Source organism: Bacteroides ovatus, from assembly GCF_001314995.1.
Taxonomy (GTDB): Bacteria; Bacteroidota; Bacteroidia; order Bacteroidales; family Bacteroidaceae; genus Bacteroides; species Bacteroides ovatus.
This window is the reverse complement of sequence record NZ_CP012938.1, coordinates 881101-897799: the sequence shown is the minus strand read 5'-3', so window position 1 is coordinate 897799 and position 16699 is coordinate 881101. Positions and strand designations below refer to the sequence as shown.

General features: G+C 40.9%; 11 protein-coding genes. 5 read left to right on the top strand and 6 right to left on the bottom strand.

Annotated features, from left to right (window positions below; all coding sequences use genetic code 11):
• Positions 1 to 404 precede the first annotated feature (404 nt).
• The 5 genes from Bovatus_RS03465 (at position 405) to Bovatus_RS03445 (ending at position 9401) form a co-directional block, all read left to right on the top strand.
• Positions 405 to 1817, top strand: coding sequence for a TolC family protein (locus tag Bovatus_RS03465; RefSeq protein WP_004295999.1), 1413 nt, complete (start codon positions 405 to 407; stop codon positions 1815 to 1817).
• A gap of 6 nt (positions 1818 to 1823) precedes the next feature.
• Positions 1824 to 2810 carry an HlyD family secretion protein gene (locus Bovatus_RS03460; RefSeq protein ID WP_004296000.1) on the top strand — a complete coding sequence of 329 codons (987 nt, stop codon included), beginning with the start codon at positions 1824 to 1826 and terminating at the stop codon, positions 2808 to 2810.
• 22 nt (positions 2811 to 2832) lie between these two features.
• Positions 2833 to 4017 (top strand): ABC transporter permease, encoded by a 1185-nt coding sequence (locus tag Bovatus_RS03455; RefSeq protein ID WP_004318255.1) that lies wholly within the window; start codon positions 2833 to 2835, stop codon positions 4015 to 4017.
• Positions 4001 to 5185 carry an ABC transporter permease gene (locus Bovatus_RS03450; RefSeq protein ID WP_004296002.1) on the top strand — a complete coding sequence of 395 codons (1185 nt, stop codon included), beginning with the start codon at positions 4001 to 4003 and terminating at the stop codon, positions 5183 to 5185. The genes Bovatus_RS03455 and Bovatus_RS03450 overlap by 17 nt, the downstream gene beginning before the upstream one ends.
• 229 nt (positions 5186 to 5414) lie before the next feature.
• A complete protein-coding gene (locus Bovatus_RS03445) occupies positions 5415 to 9401 on the top strand; it encodes a hybrid sensor histidine kinase/response regulator transcription factor (RefSeq protein ID WP_004296003.1) in 3987 nt (1328 codons plus the stop codon).
• Positions 9402 to 9532: 131 nt separating this feature from the next.
• Here Bovatus_RS03445 and Bovatus_RS03440 read toward each other — a convergent pair whose 3' ends face one another.
• From Bovatus_RS03440 to Bovatus_RS03415, 6 genes are all read right to left on the bottom strand, one after another.
• Positions 9533 to 10045: a hypothetical protein gene (locus Bovatus_RS03440; RefSeq protein ID WP_004296005.1), complete on the bottom strand. Its 513-nt coding sequence runs from the start codon at positions 10043 to 10045 to the stop codon at positions 9533 to 9535.
• Between the two features lie 13 nt (positions 10046 to 10058).
• Positions 10059 to 11948 (bottom strand): TonB-dependent receptor, encoded by a 1890-nt coding sequence (locus Bovatus_RS03435; RefSeq protein WP_004318258.1) that lies wholly within the window; start codon positions 11946 to 11948, stop codon positions 10059 to 10061.
• A 30-nt stretch (positions 11949 to 11978) separates the two neighbouring features.
• The gene (locus tag Bovatus_RS03430; RefSeq protein WP_004296007.1) at positions 11979 to 12398 is read right to left on the bottom strand and encodes a DUF1893 domain-containing protein; all 420 of its coding nucleotides are present in this window, start codon (positions 12396 to 12398) and stop codon (positions 11979 to 11981) included.
• Positions 12399 to 12406: 8 nt separating this feature from the next.
• A complete protein-coding gene (locus Bovatus_RS03425) occupies positions 12407 to 13810 on the bottom strand; it encodes an aldo/keto reductase (protein ID WP_004296008.1) in 1404 nt (467 codons plus the stop codon).
• 19 nt (positions 13811 to 13829) lie between these two features.
• Positions 13830 to 15338 (bottom strand): 4Fe-4S binding protein, encoded by a 1509-nt coding sequence (locus Bovatus_RS03420; protein ID WP_004296009.1) that lies wholly within the window; start codon positions 15336 to 15338, stop codon positions 13830 to 13832.
• Positions 15339 to 15525: 187 nt separating this feature from the next.
• Positions 15526 to 16629, bottom strand: coding sequence for an MBL fold metallo-hydrolase (locus Bovatus_RS03415; RefSeq protein ID WP_004296010.1), 1104 nt, complete (start codon positions 16627 to 16629; stop codon positions 15526 to 15528).
• Positions 16630 to 16699 lie beyond the last annotated feature (70 nt).

Below are 16699 nucleotides of genomic sequence, written 5' to 3'. Positions count from 1 at the left end.
GCAAAATAAATAAGATTTAGAAACAAACAGGTACTTTATGGGCTATTTGGTAGCTTCCTTTTAAAGGGAGAACACGCTTCTCACCGACCAACGGTTGGTTCCATTTAAAGGAACAGAGCTTTTCCTTTAAAGAAACAACTCCAATATGCATTTATATTTTGTATAATCAAGTAGTTTATATCCATTAATAACACGCTTATTGCATATACTTGCATTATTTTATGCATCATTTTTTCTATCTGATAGAAATGATACAAACGTGATTCAAAGAGAAGATGAAAAATAGAACATCTTATAAAAAAGCGTTGAAACCTTCTTTTGTTGTATTGCTATATTCTTTCTGATGAACAAACCTCTCTTTTCATCTGTTAGAATATCTCAAATTCAGATATAACCTAACCAGTATGAAAAAAAATAAGCGACTTTTTATACTATTGACTTTGTATTTTTCCATCGGTCAGATAGATGCACAGATACCATTAAGTTTCGAAGAATCACTGCATCTGTTGAATCAAGGAAATCAGAGTCTGAAAATAGCAGATAAGAGTATTGAGATTGCGAAGGCTGAACGTGATAAGTTGAATGCTTTTTGGTATCCTAGTCTTCAATCTACAGGTGCGTTTGTACACATGTCGGAGAAGATCGAAGTCAAACAGCCTTTATCGCAGTTTACCGATCCGGCTAAAGACTTTGTACATTCCATTATTCCGGATGACCAAATCATTTCGTCTATACTGGATCAAATTGGGGCAAATACCCTTATATTTCCTTTGACTCCAAGAAATCTGACAACTGTTGATTTATCAGCCGAGTGGGTACTCTTTTCCGGTGGTAAACGCTTCCGTGCCACCAACATCGGAAGAACGATGGTCGACTTGGCACGGGAAAGTCGGGCACAGGTATCGGCCAATCAGCAAAATCTATTAGTTGAAAGTTATTATGGGCTTCGACTGGCACAACAAATTGTGACGGTTCGTGAAGAAACCTACAACGGATTAAAGAAACATTATGAAAATGCCTTGAAGTTAGAGGCAGCAGGAATGATTGACAAAGCAGGAAGGCTTTTTGCCCAGGTAAATATGGATGAAGCCAAACGTGCATTGGAAGCTGCGCGAAAAGAAGAAACAGTAGTGCAAAGTGCCTTAAAGGTTTTGCTGAATAAAAAGGATGCAGATGCCAATATCATTCCTACCTCTCCCCTTTTTATGAATGATTCATTGCCACCTAAAATGCTATTTGATCTTTCAGTAAACAGTGGGAACTATACACTCAACCAATTACAGCTGCAGCAGCATATTGCCAAACAAGAAGTGCGGATTGCCCAAAGCGGCTATTTGCCGAATATAGCCCTTTTCGGAAAACAGACCTTGTATTCGCATGGCATTCAGAGTAATTTATTACCGCGTACCATGGTAGGCATTGGTTTTACATGGAACCTCTTTGACGGACTGGATCGTGAAAAAAGAGTGCGGCAATCGAAATTAACGGAACAAACTCTGGCTTTAGGCCAGATGAAGGCTCGTGATGATCTGGCTGTTGGGGTAGATAAGCTTTACACGCAGCTGGAAAAGGCACAGGATAATGTAAAAGCTTTAAATGCAACGATTGCCTTAAGTGAAGAATTGGTACGCATCCGAAAGAAATCATTTACAGAAGGGATGGCAACTTCTACCGAAGTTATTGATGCTGAAACCATGCTTGCCAGTGTAAAAGTGGCTCGCCTGGCAGCATATTATGAATATGATGTGGCACTAATGAATCTACTCTCGCTTTGTGGCACACCGGAACAATTTGCAAACTATCAACCTAAACCGTAACAAACAATGAAACCAACTAGTAAAACCCTATCATGGGCTTTTGTCATCATTCTTCTGGCTGTCGGTATTTTCACCGGCTTGGGAGTTATATTAATGCATAAACAGCCGCTGGTCTTGCAAGGACAAGCTGAAGCAACAGAAATCCGTATCAGTGGGAAACTTCCCGGCCGTATCGACACTTTCTTCGTTCAGGAGGGAGACTGGGTACACCGGGGAGATACTCTTGTCGTCATTAATAGCCCTGAAGTACATGCCAAGTATCAACAAGTGAATGCCTTGGAACAGGTGGCAGTACAACAGAACAAGAAAATAGATGCCGGAACCCGTCGTCAGATCGTGGCTACTGCACTGCAATTATGGAATAAAACGAAGAGCGATCTTACTCTCGCCCAGACAACTTACAACCGTATTCTTACTTTATATAAGGACAGTGTCATTACTTCTCAAAGAAAGGATGAAGTAGAAGCTATGTATAAAGCGGCTGTAGCAGCCGAACGTGCTGCCTATGAACAGTATCAGATGGCTGTAGATGGTGCACAAAAAGAAGATAAAGCGTCTGCTGCCAGCATGGTGGATGCTGCTCGAAGCACAGTGGATGAAGTCTCGGCTTTGCTGGTCGATGCTCGGTTGACCGCTCCGGAAAACGGTCAGATAGCAACAATCTTCCCTAAACGTGGAGAGTTGGTTGCACCGGGAACTCCCATTATGAATTTGGTGGTGATGGATGATATACATGTTGTTCTTAACGTGCGGGAAGATCTGATGCCGCAATTTAAAATGGACGAAACATTTGTTGCGGATGTGCCCGCTATCGGTAAAAAAAATATTGAATTCAAAATCTATTATATTAGTCCGCTAGGCAGTTTTGCTACCTGGAAATCAACCAAGCAAACCGGAAGTTATGACTTACGTACCTTTGAGATTCATGCCCGTCCAACCCAAAAGGTGGATGACTTGCGTCCCGGCATGTCCGTGTTATTGACTTTAGATTAATCGACATCAAATAAACCAGAGAATGGATGAATCACAAACATATTCCCCTTTTCGTTCCGTACTGCTCAGAGAGTGGCGGCGAATGACTTCACGGCGCCTTTATTTTGGTGTCTGCATTGTCTTGCCATTGTTCACCCTTTTCTTTATGGCTACGATCTTTGGTAACGGACAGATGGAAAACATTCCTATTGGTATTGTCGATCAGGATAATACTGCTACTTCCCGGACGATAGTCAGGAATATTTCTGCCGTACCAACTTTTAAAGTGACAAAGCATTTTGTAAATGAAGCAGCTGCCCGTGAATCTGTGCAAAAGAAAGAGATTTATGGATATCTTTCCATACCTCCCCAATTTGAACAGAATGCGATTGCCGGAAAGAATGCAACACTCTCCTACTATTATCATTATGCATTAATGTCGGTAGGTGGTGAGTTGATGGCGGCATTCGAAACTTCCTTAGCTCCGGTGGCTCTTTCTCCTGTGGTGATGCAAGCGATGGCACTCGGAGTAGAACAGGATCAGATTACCACCTTTTTATTACCCGTACAAGCTAATAACCATCCGATATATAACCCTAGTCTGGATTATTCGGTATATTTAAGTCAGCCCTTTTTCTTTGTGCTGTTTCAGGTTTTGATTCTGTTGATTACCGTGTATGCGGTTGGCATTGAAATCAAGTTCCGCACAGCAGATGATTGGCTGGCGACTGCAAAAGGCAATATAGTGACAGCTGTTTTAGGTAAATTATTACCTTATACCATTATATATATACTGATAGGATGGTTGGCTAATTACGTCATGTTTGGTATTTTGCATATTCCTTTTCAGGGGAGTTGGTGGTTAATGAATATCATGACTGTGCTTTTCATCATTGCAACACAGGCTTTAGGGCTGTTTTTATTCTCGCTGTTTCCGGCAATATCGTTGGTTATAAGTGTAGTTTCTATGGTAGGTTCTCTGGGGGCTACTTTGTCCGGAGTAACCTTTCCGGTTCCCAATATGTATCCGTTGGTGAGGGATGCTTCCAATTTGTTCCCTGTCCGTCATTTTACGGAAATGATGCAAACCATGCTCTATGGAGGCGGTGGGTTTATCCATCTTTGGCCGTCGGCTGTGATACTCTGTATCTTCCCGTTGCTGGCCCTGTCGCTGCTTCCTCATTTAAAACGAGCTATAGAAAGTCATAAGTATGAAAACATTAAGTAAGTTACAACAGTTGTCATTCATCATTCGTCGTGAATTTCTAGCTATCAGTACCAGTTATGCGGTTTTACTGGTGTTGATGGGAGGAATCTTCGTTTACGGGTTGCTCTACAATTATATGTATGCACCGAATATTGTAACCGATGTACCTGTTGCCGTAGTCGACAATTCGCACAGTGAATTGAGCCGTGATTTTATCCGTTGGCTGGATGCTACTCCCCAAGCAGAGATTTTTAGTCAGGCTATGGACTATCACGAAGCAAAAGAATGGATGAAAGAAGGCAAAGTACAGGGAATACTCTACCTGCCTCATGATTTTGAGGAACGGGTGTTCCGGGGAGATGAAGCCGTATTTTCCCTTTATGCAACTACTGATGCCTTCTTGTATTTCGAAGCTTTGCAAGGTGCTTCTTCACGTGTCATGCTGGCTATTAATGATAAATACCGGCCAGATGAAGCAGTGTTTCTTCCACCACAAGGATTGCTCGCCGTAGCTATGGCGAAACCGATCAATGTGGAAGGCACTGCACTCTACAATTATACCGAAGGATATGGTTCCTATCTTATTCCGGCAGTCATGATGATTATAATTTTCCAGACCTTGCTGATGGTTATTGGTATGGTGACCGGAGAAGAATACAGTAGTAAAGGAATCCGTGCATATACTCCTTTGGGGTATGGCTGGGGAGTTGCTATTCGTATAGTGGCAGGAAAAACGTCCGTGTACTGTACTCTTTATGCCATCTTTGCCTTTTTTCTATTAGGCTTGCTCCCTCACTTTTTCAGCATCCCCAATATTGGAAACGGATTGTACATCGTACTATTATTGATTCCATATTTGATGGCAACTTCTTTCTTGGGATTGGCTGCATCCAGGTATTTTACGGATTCTGAAGCTCCCCTACTCATGATCGCCTTCTTCTCCGTAGGATTAATCTTTCTTTCCGGCGTTTCCTATCCAATGGAACTAATGCCCTGGTATTGGAAAGTAGTCCATTACATTTTCCCAGCTGCACCAGGCACACTCGCTTTTGTGAAACTGAATTCTATGGGAGCCAGTATGGCTGATATCAGACCGGAATATATAACTCTCTGGATACAGGCACTTATTTATTTTACAATAAGTATATGGGTCTATAAGAAGAAACTGGAATCAAATCTGATTAGTTAAATTAACAAAAACAAAACATGCGCTAATTATAACATATAGCAAAAGAACACTTTCAGATAAATCAACTTCGCAAAGTAAATAATCAACTTTGGAAATAAAAATGTTTCTAAATAGATGTTTTCTTGTAGAATCTCTCCTATTTCTTTGCATTTGTCATTGTTTTTGTCTAGTTTCGTTAACTGTTATGTTTATATGATCGTTAGAAGTAGTTTAAAAAACAACTATTTATATGAAATACATTGTATATATTCTTCTCTTTTTTCCTGTTTGGGTTACAGCACAAACATACAAATATATAGGAATAGAAGATGGCTTGAGCAATCGCCGGATATTCAATATTCAGAAAGATGCTCAGGGCTATATGTGGTTTCTTACAAATGAAGGGATGGACCGATACAACGGTAAAGATATAAAACACTATAAATTAAATAAAGAAGGCACTATTTTGGATGCTCCCATACGTTTGGGATGGTTATATACAGAACCACATATCGGTATATGGGTGGTTGGCAAACAAGGACGAGTCTTTCAATACGAAGCCGACAGAGACGATTTCAAAATGGTATATAAATTACCGGATACCTCTGAAGCAATAAGTTGTGGTTATCTGGATCGCAATGATAATATCTGGATATGTCGTAAAGATACTGTATTGCTGTATAATATTAAAGATGCTCATATAGTTCGATTTCCCAATGTATTGCATAGTAGTATTACGGCAATAGAACAAGTAGATGAGCACCATTTCTTTATAGCAACGGAGACGGGCGTACGATATGTCAAACTGGAGAATGGTATTTTAGAGACCATGCCTGTTGAAACACTGGACTATTTTCATGCACAGGTGAGTGAACTGTATTTTCATCGGCAATTAAAAAGATTGTTCATTGGTTCATTTGAAAGAGGAGTTTTTGTGTACGATATGAATACACAGGAAATTATACGTCCGGACGCTGATCTTAGTGATGTAAACATAGCTCGTATCAGCCCATTGAATGAAACAGAGTTACTGATTGCAACGGAAGGAATAGGGGTGTATAAAGTTAACGTAAATACCTGTGAACTGGAAGATTACATTATTGCTAATTATCAGAGTTATAATGAAATGAATGGAAATAATATCAATGATGTTTTTGTAGATGAAGAAAAGCGGATATGGCTTGCTAATTATCCAACAGGAATTACAGTGATTGATAATCGCTATGAAAATTATCATTGGATGAAACATGCTATGGGTAATGCACAGTCATTAATCAATGATCAGGTACAAGCGGTTATCGAAGATCATGAAGGTGATCTGTGGTTTGGAACTAGTAATGGTATTAGTCTTTATAATTCAAAAACAGGTCAGTGGCATTCATTTCTAAGCTCTTTTAATCATCAACTAAAGGACAAGAATCATATATTTATTACTTTATGTGAAGTGGCTCCTGGCATTATATGGGCAGGAGGATATACTTCCGGCATTTATAAAATAAATAAAGAAACGCTATCAGTTGAATACTTCTCTCCTTACCTTCTTTCTCACGTCAATATGCGTCCGGATAAATATATTCGTGATATAGTTAAAGATTCAAGAGGACATATCTGGTCGGGAGGCTATTATAATCTAAAATGTTTTGATTTGGAGACTAACAGTGCACGTCTATATCCGGGACTGAATTCCATAACATCAATTGTTGAAAAAGACAAAGATAATATGTGGATCGGAACTGCTGCTGGCTTGTATTTATTGAATCGAAATACTGGTGAATATCAGTATATTGAAATGGAGATAGGAATCACTTATATTAATACGCTTTATCAGGCAGATAATGGGTTGTTATATATCGGGACAAATGGTATGGGAGTATTTATCTATAATCCTCAAGATAAGACTTTCGAACATTATTTTTCTGATAATTCTGCTTTAGTTTCAAATAGAATATTTACAATATTGCCGGAAGTAGATGGACGTATAATGATGAGTACAGAGAACGGAATAACCTGTTTTCATACTAAAGAAAAGATATTTCGTAATTGGACTAGAGGAGAAGGCTTGTTGCCTGCATACTTTAACGCAGCGGCAGGAACGGTGCGTAAAAATAAAAACTTTGTATTCGGTAGTACGGATGGAGCAATTGAACTTCCGATGAATGTGAAATTCCCGGATTATAAGTTCTCCAGATTGGTATTTAGCGACTTTCATCTGTCTTATCAACCTGTTTATCCGGGTGTCAAGGATTCTCCTTTACAGAAAAGTATCGATGAGACAGATGTATTAGAGCTGGCTTATGATGAGAATACGTTTTCATTTGAAGTTTCTACAATCAATTATGATTCTCCCGGAAATGCACTATATTCGTGGAAATTAGAAGGCTTTTATGAGAAATGGACTCAACCGGGAGCAAATAATTTGATTCGTTTTACCAATTTGCCTCCAGGTAGATATATTCTTCATGTACGTGCTATATCCAGAGAAGAACATGACATTGTTTTTCAGGAACGTGCTATGAAAATTATCATCACGCAACCTTTTTGGTCGAGTTGGTGGGCTATCTTGTGTTATATTCTGTTGGTAATAGGGGGATTTTATTTTGTTCTACGTGTGATAAATCTAAGAAAACAAAAGAATATATCTGATGAAAAAACGCAGTTCTTCATCAATACGGCCCATGATATACGTACTCCATTAACTTTAATAAAAGCACCTTTGGAGGAATTATTGGAAGAAGAGACGCTTACCGACAATGGAATAACTCGTACGAACATTGCATTGAGGAATGTGGAAGTTCTTTTACGACTGGTCAGCAATCTGATTAATTTTGAGCGAACGGATGTATATTCCTCTAAAATGAGTGTTTCCGAGTATGAGTTGAATACCTATATGAATGAAATATATAATTCATTCTCTTCTTATGCTGCCATTAGGCGTATTGAATATACATACGAGAGTACTTTCAGCTATATGAATGTATCGTTTGATAAGGAGAAGATGGATTCTATTTTGAAGAATATAATATCGAACTCGCTAAAATATACTCCGGAAAATGGAAAGGTCAGCATTTCCGTGTCCGATACGAATGATTCATGGAAAGTGATAATCAAGGATACAGGTATAGGTATTCCTGCCAGTGAACAAAGTAAGTTGTTCAAGCTTCATTTCCGTGCCAGCAATGCTATTAACTCTAAAGTGACGGGTAGTGGTATCGGATTAATGTTGGTAGGAAAACTGGTGAGCCTTCATGGAGGTAAAATTAGTGTAGATAGTGTCGAACATCAAGGTACGACAATCAAAATTGTTTTTCCGAAAAAGAATAAGACTTCTCAAAGTATCAGTGACGAAGCATCTTCTAAATTTGAGGCGTTGGCTCCTGTACTGCCCGCTCCGAATGTACCGGCAAAGACAACCGCTACGATAGATGATCCAAATTTACGACGGATTCTTGTTGTAGAAGACAATGATGAGCTACGCTCCTATCTGGTCAGTTCATTGTCTTCTATATATAATGTACAAGCTTGCGCTAACGGAAAGGAAGCATTGATTATTATCAAAGAATATTGGCCGGAACTGGTTCTTTCTGATATCATGATGCCAGAGATGCGGGGAGATGAATTGTGTGTGGCTATCAAAAGTGATATTGAAATTTCACATATTCCTGTGTTGTTGCTCACTGCTTTGGGAGAAGAAAATAATATTCTGGATGGACTGTCGATTGGTGCGGACGAATATCTCATCAAACCTTTCAGCGTGAAAATATTACGGGCGAATATCGCTAATCTGTTGGCAAACCGGGAACTGTTGCGCATGAGATATGCCAATCTGGATATAGAAGCGAAATCAATGGTTCCATCTGCAAACGGTACTAACAGCCTCGATTGGAAGTTTATATCAAATGTAAAGAAAATCGTGGATGAGAATATAAACAACCCTGAATTTTCCGTTAATGTGCTCTGTGAATCAAGTGGCATGAGCCGTACCAGTTTCTATTGTAAATTGAAAGCATTGACGGGACAGTCTCCGACAGAGTTTATTCGGGGGATGCGTTTGAAACGTGCTACCGAGTTATTGAAAGAGGGTGAATATGCTATTAATGAGATTTCAGACATGGTTGGATTCTCTGAAACTAAATATTTTCGGGAAGTATTCAAAAAATACTATAAGATGAGTCCGAGCAGGTATGCTAAAGAAGGAGGCAATCCCTCTGCTGAACTGGAAGATGACGAAGAAGATTGATAAATAAAAAGCGAATAGATACGTTGTATTTAAAAAAGTTCTCCTCTGTTATGGGTATCTATAACAGAGGAGAACTTTCTTTTTCAAGGCTTATAACTCTTTTCAGGGAAAAGCGGTTATTGATAAGGAAGTTATTTGCGAATCAAATATCTAATGAATAAATAACCTCCGAATACTTGCAGGCACATTCCGGGAATTCCAATGCGGAAATCCTGAATGGCATTGTAGAAATTTCCTATATACATCCACTCTCCCAATGTCCCTACAACTTGATAGGTAAGTACTACGCCAACCAATACCGGGATGGAGATACGTCCGAAACGTTGTGCGGCCCAACCGGCAGCAATGGCGAGCAATACGGACTTTAATAAAATAGCAGGCAGCACCACCGGCATCGGCATACCAAAAAGTGAGGAGTTGATAATAGGGGAAAGAACAGCAGTCAGCAGACCGACTTTCCATCCGTACTTATAAGCTCCGATCAGTGTGAAGAAATAGATAGGCAGCCAGGTTATTCCTCCTTGCGGTATGAGATGAAAAAATTGGGGAAAAAGGATGTTGCCAACGATGAATAACGAGGCTGCCAGATAAGTTCTCACATTGCCGTAATTCAGCGAATAGAGTTTTACAGTAGTTGATTCCATATCATTTTATTATTTAAAAGTTCAAATTAATACCACCCATAAACGTAGCTTTGGGCATGGGATAACCTGCATTTATTTCATAACGCTGTGCCAGCAGGTTCTCTCCTTTTATGAAGAGGTTAGCGAAACGGCAGACACGATAATTCCCACGAAGATTCCATAAAACAAAATGATCCTGTTGCTCGCTACCCTTTACAACAGAAGTATAAAGTCCTTTCACATATTGTACTCCAGTCGATATACTCCAACGTCCGGAAGTATAGTCCGCCCCTGCATACAATTTATGTTCGGGGGCAGCAAGAACGGGATTCTCCATGTGCAACCAGCTATAATTGGCGTTCACATTCCAGTGTGAATTGATGTGGTAGCCTATATTCGTTTCAACTCCCCAATTCTCTATCTCTCCGGAATTGATATTCAATGGAGGAAAGAGTCCGTTTGACATAATCAGATTGTCGCCATTGATATAGTAAAGGCTGATTCCATAGGACAATACCCCTTCCAGCAGACGTTGTGAATAGGAAAGTTCATAGTTGATTAGTTTTTCCGGTTTCAATTCCGGGTTGGCAGGAGGAAACATATACATCTCACGAATGGTTGGATTACGGTATCCTTTGCTGACCATTGCTTTAAGTTCTGCATTCTTGGGTAAATGAAAAGCCAGTCCGCCTTGTGGAATCCATTCTGTACCTACGTGTGAATGGTGGTCTACACGAATACCTGCGTCCAGTGAGAACCAACTGCTGATATCCTGACGGAAATCAACGTATCCGGCAAACTCATCCATTTGCTTGTCTACTCCCGGAGTATGTTCACCCGTAGCCAGTACTTTGTTCCATGATTCACCTCCGAAGTGTTGATAATCAAATCCTACGGTCAAACGATTACCGGTAAAGAAAGTGGCACTCTGATACCATGATACACCCAGCATTTTGTCTTTAGAGTTGAAATGTGATTTTTGCGGTTCTTTTCCTATCTGATAGCCATCATTGATTTTATGCCGTCCCCAGTTATAGAAAAAGCTCAAACCTCCTGAAGTCTTTTCATAATGATTTTCCAAAGCGAACGATGTCATTCCACGAGTGATACGAGAATCGTTGTCAATCAGTGGTACTTGGATAGTCCCCGGATTGGAAGCATTAAAATGGGTTACATTCACATCTCCCCATACTTTCCAGAAAGAACTGATATCATAACCTAACTTTGCGTATCCACCATATTGCTCGAACCCCATATCGGGACGATGTCCATCTGTACGATTATATGATCCGGTTACGACGCTACTGAAACGTCCCTTCTTGACACGGTTGGAAAATTCAGTCTGCAACGTGTTATATGAACCGTACCCAACTTGCATATTCGTCTTCACACCTTCTTCCTGTTGCCGACGGGTAACAATATTAATCACACCACCCATGGCATTCGAACCATAAAGTACAGATGCAGGACCACGTAAAACTTCCACTTTCTCTGCCATCATAGATTGATAAGCATCCGCTATCGGATGTCCCATCAACCCCATGTACTGGGGATGACCGTCAATCAGTACCAATAATCCCGCTGTCGGACTACCACCGATACCACGCAAGCTCATGCCACCTGCAGCTCCGGTAGATACGCCATATCCCATGATGCCACGACTGGTAGTGAATAATCCCGGTACCTGCTCCGTTAACAACGGCAAAAGAGAAGGCTCATATCTTTTCTCAATTTGTTGCCTGCCGACTACGGAAATGGTCATCGGAAGATGACGCACATCGGTTTCATTACGTGTTCCGGTGACTACGACTTCATCAATCATATAATTTCTTCCGGCCTGTATGCTATCCTTTTTAGTATGTGTCATTCCCGAGAGGGAAAGCAAGCTACCGAACAGGAATAAACAAGCTGTATTTCTTCTCATACTTTATTTCGTGTTTCAAGTTTCTTCTTTTTACTTCTTATTTCTGATCTTTTCCAGAAAATCGCGGATCAGTGGTAATATTTCTTCTGCTGATTCCACTTCACTGCACATTGTCTCTACAGGACATCCTCCTGTATGGTTACGGTTCCAGATAAAAGCAACTTCCTGCGCAAAATCGACTTTCACATCTGATTTCCGGAATAGCTCCAAAGCCTTGGTACTGATAATATCCGTATATAATTCTTTTATACCACCCAGAATCATCAGGGCGGCAGCTCCCTTGCCAACCACTTTATCAGCAATCAAAGCTCCTTTAAGAAACTCCGGTTCCTGTGTTAGCAAATCATAGAGATCGGCTACGCCACGTTGAGTGAAAGTGCGGATTTTTCCTCCGTTGGCAATGGTACAGGAGTATCCTCCCGTATGTAATAGATTGATTAATTTTTCCATCGTTTCTTTTATAAAGTACCTTGTTTCAATTGTTCTACAAACTGGTCGATCCGGTGCAGTTCTTTCGGAATATCAATATTTTGCGGGCAATGAGCCACACACTGATTACAACCGATGCAATGGCTTGCCTGTCGAAGTTTGGGCACGCTACGGTCATATCCGACAAGAAAAGCGCGCCGGGCTTTCGCATAATTTTCATCCTGTCCGCTTCTGGCGACATTACCTTCATTGACACAACGGTTGTAATGTAACAATACAGCAGGTATATCCAGTCCATACGGACATGGCATACAGTATTTGCAGTCGTTGCAAGGGATGGTAGGATATTTCAGCATTAATTGTGCCGTTTCTTCGAGGAATTCTTTTTCTTCATCTGTCAATGGCTCCAAAGGAGAATAAGTGCGAAGATTATCCTGCAGATGCTCCATATAAGTCATGCCGCTTAATACAGTCAGAATATCCGGGAATGAACCGGCAAAACGGAAAGCCCAGGAAGCGACACTGCTTTCCGGACGACGTTGTTTGAGCCGTGCCACCAGATTATCGTTCAATTTGGATAGACGTCCTCCCAAAAGTGGTTCCATAATGATGGCAGGAATCCCCCGTTTGGCCAGTTCGCCATAGAGATATTCCGCATCCGTATTTCGAGTATTGGTCTCTTTGGCATGTTTCCAGTCTACATAATTGAGCTGTATTTGTACAAAATCCCATTTAAATTCATCGTGTCGTGAGAGCAGATAATCATATACTTCAATGTCACCATGGTAAGAAAATCCGAGATTCCGGATGCGTCCGGCTTCACGCTCTTTAACCAGAAAATCAAGTATTCCGTTATCCAGGTAGCGTCCTTTAAGGGCTTCCATTCCTCCCATGCCGATGCCGTGGAGCAACATATAATCAATGTAGTCGACTTGTAGCTCCGTGAATGATTTGTGGTACATTTTGAGTGAGGCTTCGCGAGACCACGTATCAGGAGAGAAATTAGACAATTTGGTAGCGATGTAATATTTATCACGGGGATGGCGACTCAATGCAATACCTGTTGCCTTTTCGGAAAAGCCTTGTACATATGCCGGAGATGTATCGAAATAGTTCACTCCATGAGCGATTGCATAATCTACCAATCCGTTTACGGCATCCTGGTCGATAACTTCACCATTACCATCGGGAGCAGGTTTGAGCGGCCAACGCATACAACCATATCCCAAAAGTGAAACACGGTCACCGGTGGTTGGAGATGTGCGGTAAGTCATTTTATCGGTGGGCACCTCTCCTTCTCCTGTTGCGCTACTTGCAGAAGTAGTCCCCTTTGAAGAGCATCCGTATAACAGACCTGTCGATGTGGCTGCACTGATACCTACAATCTTAATAAAATCTCTTCTATTTATATCTTTCTTATTTTTATCTTCCATAATCTTATACTGATTTAGATCAAATAATTCTATGCATCTGATGTCCTGTCACATAAATGGCGCTGAAAGGACGGGACGGACAAAGGTTCTCACACGCCCCACAACCGATACATTTTTCTACATTTACTACCGGAATCTTTGGAGAATCTGTTTTTTCAGGATCGGAAGCTACCATCTGTATGGCACCTGTCGGACAATGGCGGGCACAGTTGCCACATTCCATTCCATCTGTCAAAGGTACACAGTTCTCTTTAATCCATACGGCATGTCCGATCTGAATAGCTGATTTCTCGGCAAGACTGGTGAGATGAATAGCACCGGCAGGACAAACTTCCGAACATTTAGTACATTCGGGACGGCAATATCCACGTTCGTATGATATTTCCGGTTGCATCAATGTCAATAGGTTGTCCGATGGGCGCAATACCTGGTTGGGACAAACAGAGACACATAATTGGCAGGCTGTGCAATGTTGAGTGAAATTGCGTGCGCTTAAAGCACCGGGAGGATAGATAGGGTTTTCTCTTTGGGGAATCTTTTTATCTTCGATAGTAGCCAATCCTCCGTCTACTTTTTTCTCTTGTGCTTTCAGTACAGAAGTTGTTGCAAAAATGGCCGATGCTGAAAGGAAGCTACGACGGGCATTGTCTACCTGTTCAGTAGTGACAGACTTTGCTTTCGTATCTTCGCTCGTAGCTGTTTCGTTCTTAGGTTTCCGTCTTGTGTATGTAATGGCTCCATGCTTACACTTTCCGATGCAATCCATACAAGTCACACAACGGCTATAATCTATTTCATGAGCTTTCGGATTAATACACGATGCTTTGCAATTGCGGGCACACAAACCGCAACTATTGCATTTGGAAGTATCAATTACCGGTTTGAATATCGCATATTTGGATATAAACCCTAATACAGTACCTACGGGGCAGATCGTATTACAATAGGTTCGTCCGTTGCGCCACGCCAGAATGAAAAGAACAACAAGGGTAACAATGGCAATCAGCATCGTCGAAAGACTCTTTATCCATACATCTACCTCATAAAAAGCATAACTATCCACTCGTTCGGCGAAGTACGCCAACAGGTTGTTTCCCCATTGCCAGACCGGTGCAAAAAGACTGGAAGCTATCCGGCCATAAGCACTATACGGTGCCAGCAAGATAGCCAAAGAGTTCAATCCTGCAACCATCATAATAATGAATACTCCTAAAACGCCATACCGCAACCATTTCATTGCTGGTGAATAACGGAACCGGTTTTTCTTTTGTTTGCCGGATACCCACGAAACAATGTCCTGAAACACTCCCAACGGACAAATAACAGAGCAGTAGATACGTCCGAACAGGAATGTAAGTACAACTAAAAACAATACGACACCTATGTTCAAGGCTAATAAAGCCGGCAGAAATTGAATTTTCGCCAACCATCCGAACCATGTGTGCAATGTACCCGTGAAGTCGAGAAAGAGCAGGGTAATAAGTGTAAAGCACACAATGGCGGTTGTAAGTCTGATAGTACGTAGCATAAACTAATTAATTTTCAATTTATAGTAGTTATATCTAAATGTCTAAAACTGTCAGGATTGAACCATCTATATTTCAACTTTGCAAAGTTAATCAGGGAAATTTGTTTTTCAACTATACAAATTACAGAATGTTTTACCAATTTCACTGATAACAGACGGGAAAACCTTTAGCCGATTGGGTAAAACACTATTTTTCTAATGCCACGACCTCTCCAATCTCCGGAATCAATACATTCAGAGAATCTTTATTCTTCATCTCTTCTGCATTTTTGAGAGGTTCATCCCAACGATGTTTGGCCAACGCATATTTAGAATGATGTACGGTCAGAACTCTTTTCGCTTTTAAATCTCTGGCCGTCTGTGCCATATATTGGGGCATCAGATGAATTAAGCTCCACTCTTCGTTGTATTGCCCGTTTTCAAGAATTGCGAGGTCGATGCCGGGGAACCGGTTGCCTATTTCTGCATAATGCGTATCATATCCTCCGTCTCCGCCAATGTATATCTTTTGTGAAGGAGCTTCTAGCAGGAAAGAAGCCCAAAGTGACTGGTTGGCAGTAAGTCTGCGACCGGAGAAATGACGGGCAGGCAAACAATGTATCATAAAGCCCGGAACGAGGTTTGCGTCTTCATTCCAGTCAAGTTCTATCAGACGCTCTTTATCAAATCCCCAATATTCGAAATGTTCGCCAACACCCAACGGACAAATCACTGCTCCAATCCGGTCTTTTAATTTTTTGACTGTGTTGTAATCCAAATGATCCCAATGATCGTGACTAATCACGAGATAATCAATGTCCGGCATATCATCCGGTGTATAAAGTTCCGTACCTTTGAATGGCTTGTTGACAAAAGATACGGGAGAAGCCATACAAAATACCGGGTCAACCAATATTCGCTTTCCTCCCGTTTGAATCAGGTAAGATGAATGTCCGAACCATACCAATATTTCTTCATTACGGCCAATCTTGCGTAAATCTGTTTTTATTGCTTTGACAGCCTGTTCGGGGCGCAAACCGTCTATCTTTCTGAAAATGAACTCCCAGATTCCGCTAAAACGTCCCCTGTCGGAAGTCATCAATAGAGTTTCATGCTGATTTTTAAATTCTCCGTTTCTGTAATTAGGAGATTTCATGACTCTTTCCAGCCGTTCCCCACGGGGAGTTCTGCCGAAACTGGCTTGATTGATAAAAACAATGACTGACACCGCCAGCAATGCTATTACAGCTAATATACATCCTACAATCATACGTGCTTTGAATTTCTTGAATATGATACGCATATAATTCATAACTAAATTATTTCACGCAGCAAATATACAGGTATTCAGAGAGCTTGTTAGTATATATATTACAGATTGT

Coding starts and splice junctions, on each gene's coding strand:
- Bovatus_RS03455 (WP_004318255.1), top strand. CDS start 2,833: ATGGATGAATCACAAACATATTCCCCTTTTCGTTCCGTACTGCTCAGA.
- Bovatus_RS03425 (WP_004296008.1), bottom strand. CDS start 13,810: ATGGAAGATAAAAATAAGAAAGATATAAATAGAAGAGATTTTATTAAG.
- Bovatus_RS03440 (WP_004296005.1), bottom strand. CDS start 10,045: ATGGAATCAACTACTGTAAAACTCTATTCGCTGAATTACGGCAATGTG.
- Bovatus_RS03460 (WP_004296000.1), top strand. CDS start 1,824: ATGAAACCAACTAGTAAAACCCTATCATGGGCTTTTGTCATCATTCTT.
- Bovatus_RS03420 (WP_004296009.1), bottom strand. CDS start 15,338: ATGCTACGTACTATCAGACTTACAACCGCCATTGTGTGCTTTACACTT.
- Bovatus_RS03415 (WP_004296010.1), bottom strand. CDS start 16,629: ATGAATTATATGCGTATCATATTCAAGAAATTCAAAGCACGTATGATT.
- Bovatus_RS03430 (WP_004296007.1), bottom strand. CDS start 12,398: ATGGAAAAATTAATCAATCTATTACATACGGGAGGATACTCCTGTACC.
- Bovatus_RS03445 (WP_004296003.1), top strand. CDS start 5,415: ATGAAATACATTGTATATATTCTTCTCTTTTTTCCTGTTTGGGTTACA.
- Bovatus_RS03465 (WP_004295999.1), top strand. CDS start 405: ATGAAAAAAAATAAGCGACTTTTTATACTATTGACTTTGTATTTTTCC.
- Bovatus_RS03435 (WP_004318258.1), bottom strand. CDS start 11,948: ATGAGAAGAAATACAGCTTGTTTATTCCTGTTCGGTAGCTTGCTTTCC.
- Bovatus_RS03450 (WP_004296002.1), top strand. CDS start 4,001: ATGAAAACATTAAGTAAGTTACAACAGTTGTCATTCATCATTCGTCGT.